We start from the raw sequence: 3,811 nt of genomic DNA, 5'->3' as shown, positions 1-3,811 counted from the left end.
CCTGGTCGTCATGGCCCGCGTCCCGGCCTCCCCTGCTGCGCAGCCCGCGCATCGCGCCGGGTTGCGGCGCGGCGGATGAGGGGTGCGGCCCCGGCCCTCGGGCCCCCTGGCCCGGGACGCGCCCCCCAAGCCGCATCCCGCGGCTGCGGCCCCGGGCTTAGACGCCTTCGCCGCGACCGGCAACCGCCGCGTCCGGCATCTCGCGCCGCCGTGTCCGGCGTGACCGCGCGTCGCTGTTGAGCGAAACCTGCGCTGCCCGCATGCTGCGCCCGGGTGCGTGGCGGCGGTGTGGCGGGGCCAACCGCCCCCGCCATCGTTTCGGCCGGGCAGGTGCCGCGGCCCCGGGAGAGAGCATGAGACGAGCCTTCCTGCTGGCCGCGGCCGGCCTCGTGGTCGGCGGTCGCGCCATGGCGCAGGCCTTCACCGATGCGCAGCGCGACGAGATCGTGGCGATCCTGCGCGAGGCGCTGCGGCGCGACCCCTCCATCCTGCGCGACGCCTTCGCCGCCATCCAGGAGGCCGAGGAGCGCGAGCGCGGCGAGGCGCAGCGCGCCGGCATCGCCGCCCACCGCGCCGCACTGTTCGACAACCCCGGCGACCCGGTGCGCGGCAACCCGCGCGGCGACGTCACCATCGTCGAGTTCTTCGACGTGCGCTGCCCCTACTGCAAGCGCCTGCACGAGGACATGGAGCAGCTGATCCGCCGTGACCGAAATCTGCGCGTTGTGATGAAGGACATCCCGATCCTGGGCCCGCAGAGCGTGCTCGCCGCGCGCGCCCTGCTCGCCGCCCAGCGTCAGGGCAAGTACGCCGAACTGCACGACGCGCTGATGCGCAGCCGGGGCGAGCCGACCGAAGCGGCGATCCGCGCCGAGGCGCAGCGCGCCGGCCTGGAGGTGCCGCGCCTGCTGCGCGAGATGGACGACCCGGCGATCCAGCGCCGGCTCGATGCCAACCTGGCCCTGTCCCGGTCGCTGCGCATCGAGGGGACGCCGGCGCTGGTGATCGGCGACACGCTGATCCCGGGCGCGGTGCCGCTGGCGCAGCTCGAATCGCTGGTCGCGCAGGAAAGGCAGCGGCCGCGATGACCGCCGCCGCCACCGCCTTCATCTGCGCCACCTGCGGCACGCAGCACGCCCCCTCCGCCGCGCCGCCCGCGACCTGCGTCATCTGCGAGGACCCGCGCCAATGGGTGCCCGCCGCCGGCCAGCAATGGACGACGATGGAGGCGCTGGCGCGCCGCCACGCGGTGGGCTGGCGGGAGGTCGCGCCCGGCCTGCTCGGCTGCGGCATGTTCCCCGATTTCGGCATCGCGCAGCGCGCCCTGTTGCTGCGCACGCCGGCGGGCAACGTGCTGTGGGACTGCATCGCGCTGCTCGACCCGGCCACCATCGCGATCGTGAAGGCGCTGGGCGGCATCCAGGCCATCGCCATCAGCCACCCGCACTACTACACCGCCATGGTCGACTGGGCGCGCGCCTTCGACTGCCCCGTGCTGCTGCACGCCGCCGACCGCCAGTGGGTGATGCGCCCCGACCCCGCCATCCGCTTCTGGGATGGCGAGGCGCACCCCGTGCTGCCCGGCGTCACGCTGCATCGCCTGGGCGGGCACTATGCGGGCGGGACCATCCTGCACTGGTCGGCCGGGCAGGGCGCGATCCTGACCGGGGACATCGCCTCGGTCACGCCGGACCGGCGGCACGTCTCCTTCATGTGGTCCTTCCCGAACTGGGTGCCGCTGCCCGCGGCGGAGGTGGCGCGCATGGGCGCGGTGCTCGATGCGCTGGACTACGATGCGGTCTACGGCGCCTGGTGGGACCGGGTGATCCCGTCGGGCGGCAAGGCCGCGGTGCGGGCCAGCGTGGCGCGCTACATCCGGGCCGTCTCGGGTCCGGGCCCGCTGACCGGCTGACGGGGCGCGCCGGCGCCCGGTCCGGTGCCCCGCCTGTCGGCATGGCCGGCGCGCCCCGCCCTGGCCGATCGCGCCGGGCAAGGCTATGCCCCGGGGCGCCGCCTGCCGGGAAACCCGTGTCGCGATTCGCGCCCCGCCGGCAGGTCCGTTCCCCGACCCGGCCAGAAGGACCACGCCATGCTCAAGATCCACGGCATCCCCCGCTCCCGCGCCTTCCGCTGCATCTGGGCGGCCGAGGAGGCTGGCCTGCCCTACGAGGTGATCCCGATCGGCTTCCAGCCCGGCTTCAAGCTGGAGCGCGCCGTGACGATCAACCCGAACAACAAGATCCCGGCGCTGGAAGACGGCGACCTGGTGCTGTTCGAGAGCCTGGCCATCAACCTGCACATCGCCGCCAAGGCGGGCGCGCCGCTCATGCCGGCCGGCGACGATGGCTCGCGCGTCATGCAGTGGACGCTGTGGACCGCGACCGAGGTCGAGCCGCATGTCATGCGCTGGTCCTACAACGCCTACCTGAAGCCCGAGGCCGAGCGCGTGGCGGCCGAGGCGGCGGCGGGGAAGGAGGCGCTCGATGCCCGGCTGCGCGTGCTCGAGGCCGAGTTGGCGCAGCGACCCTTCCTGCTGGGCGCGGGCTTCACCATCGCCGACCTCAACCTGGCCTCGGTGCTCTATGGCTCCTGGCTCAACGGGTACGACTACGCGCCCTTCCCGAAGGTGAAGGCGTGGATGGATGCCTGCATGACGCGCCCGGCCGCGCTCAGCGCGCGCAAGCAGCGGGAAGGCTGAGCGGACCTTCCGGAATGTCGTCGCCGGCCCGCTCCGGGACCGGCGACGACGGCCCCCGGGATCATCGGGCCGATTGCCGATCGCGCCATCGGGCACGGTCCTGGACCGCGCCGTCGCGGCCGCCGGCTCAGCGCCAGGCGTAGTTGCGGATCGAGCATGTCTCGACGTTGCGCTGCTCGAGGATGCGCCCGTCCATGTAGACGATCCGCATGTCGACGGTGCACACGCCGGTGCGCGGCAGGCCGATCGGCATCGAGGCCCCCGGCGGCAGGATCTGGTTCGGGCCGAGCCGGTCGCGCCCCCAGTTCCGTTCGCTGGTGAGCGAGACATAGATCTCGCGGATCGGCTCCCCGCTGCGGTTGACGAAGACGAAGGAGGGGTCCTCGCGCTCCACCTCCCGCTCGCGCGGCGGTGGCGGCACGGGCGCCTGCGGCACGTCGCGCCCGAAGGTGATGCGGCTGAGCGTGCAGGCATGCACGCCGAGATGCCCGTCCTCGGTCCCGTCGGCGAAGCGCACGCGGATATCGAGGTAGCAGTCGCGGAAGGTGGGCTCGACGAAGACCTGCATGCCCGGCCGCAACGGCTGGCCCAGGATGTTCGGCCCCCAATCCGTCACGCGCGAGGGCGAGACATTGGCCGCCACGATGGTCTGGCCGGTGTTGTTCTGCAGCCAGAAGCGGTTCTGCGCCGCCGCCGGCGCGGCGGAGGCGATCAGCAGCACCAGGGCGGCGAGCAGGCCAGGCAAGCGCATCGTCGTCTCCTGCAGGGGGCGCCATACTAGACGCTTCAGCGCGGCAAGGTGATGGCGCCGTGCCGGGCGTGAAGGGGCGGGCGGATGAACGAGGCGCGGCCAGCGATCCTGGTGCTGGGGGCGGGCGGGCACGGCAAGGCGGTGCTGGACCTGCTGATGGCCCATGGCGGCTTCCGCATCGCCGGCGTGATCGATGCCGCCCCGCGCCTGGCGGCGGTGCTCGGCGTGCCGGTGCTGGGCAACGAGGCCGCGCTGGCGGGCCTCCTGGCCGCGGGGGTGGGCGCCGCGCATCCGGCCATCGGCCACAACGCGCAGCGCCTCGCTGCCGCCGCCCGGTTGCTCGCCGCCGGCTTCACGCTGCC

The 3,811-nt window shown here is 73.9% G+C and carries 5 protein-coding genes; 4 read left to right on the top strand and 1 reads right to left on the bottom strand.

The window, feature by feature from the left end; genetic code table 11:
• Positions 1-353 precede the first annotated feature (353 nt).
• From HW578_RS24145 to HW578_RS24135, 3 genes are all read left to right on the top strand, one after another.
• Positions 354-1,088: a DsbA family protein gene (locus HW578_RS24145; RefSeq protein WP_198373254.1), complete on the top strand. Its 735-nt coding sequence runs from the start codon at positions 354-356 to the stop codon at positions 1,086-1,088.
• Positions 1,085-1,912, top strand: coding sequence for an MBL fold metallo-hydrolase (locus HW578_RS24140; protein WP_198373253.1), 828 nt, complete (start codon positions 1,085-1,087; stop codon positions 1,910-1,912). The genes HW578_RS24145 and HW578_RS24140 overlap by 4 nt, the downstream gene beginning before the upstream one ends.
• A 177-nt stretch (positions 1,913-2,089) precedes the next feature.
• Positions 2,090-2,698: a glutathione S-transferase family protein gene (locus tag HW578_RS24135; RefSeq protein ID WP_198373252.1), complete on the top strand. Its 609-nt coding sequence runs from the start codon at positions 2,090-2,092 to the stop codon at positions 2,696-2,698.
• Between the two features lie 127 nt (positions 2,699-2,825).
• On the opposite strand, the gene HW578_RS24130 is transcribed toward HW578_RS24135, so the two are convergent.
• Complete coding sequence (locus HW578_RS24130) at positions 2,826-3,449, bottom strand: Tat pathway signal protein (RefSeq protein WP_198373251.1); 624 nt, start codon at positions 3,447-3,449, stop codon at positions 2,826-2,828.
• A gap of 84 nt (positions 3,450-3,533) precedes the next feature.
• On the opposite strand from HW578_RS24130, the gene HW578_RS24125 reads away from it, so the two are divergent.
• A partial coding sequence (locus HW578_RS24125) for a PglD-related sugar-binding protein (RefSeq protein WP_408906265.1) occupies positions 3,534-3,811 on the top strand: 278 nt, incomplete at its 3' end.

Origin of the sequence: Roseomonas rosulenta (genome assembly GCF_016106005.1) — a bacterium.
In the GTDB taxonomy this organism is placed as follows: Bacteria; Pseudomonadota; Alphaproteobacteria; order Acetobacterales; family Acetobacteraceae; genus Neoroseomonas; species Neoroseomonas rosulenta.
This window is presented reverse-complemented; position numbering and strand designations above follow the sequence as displayed.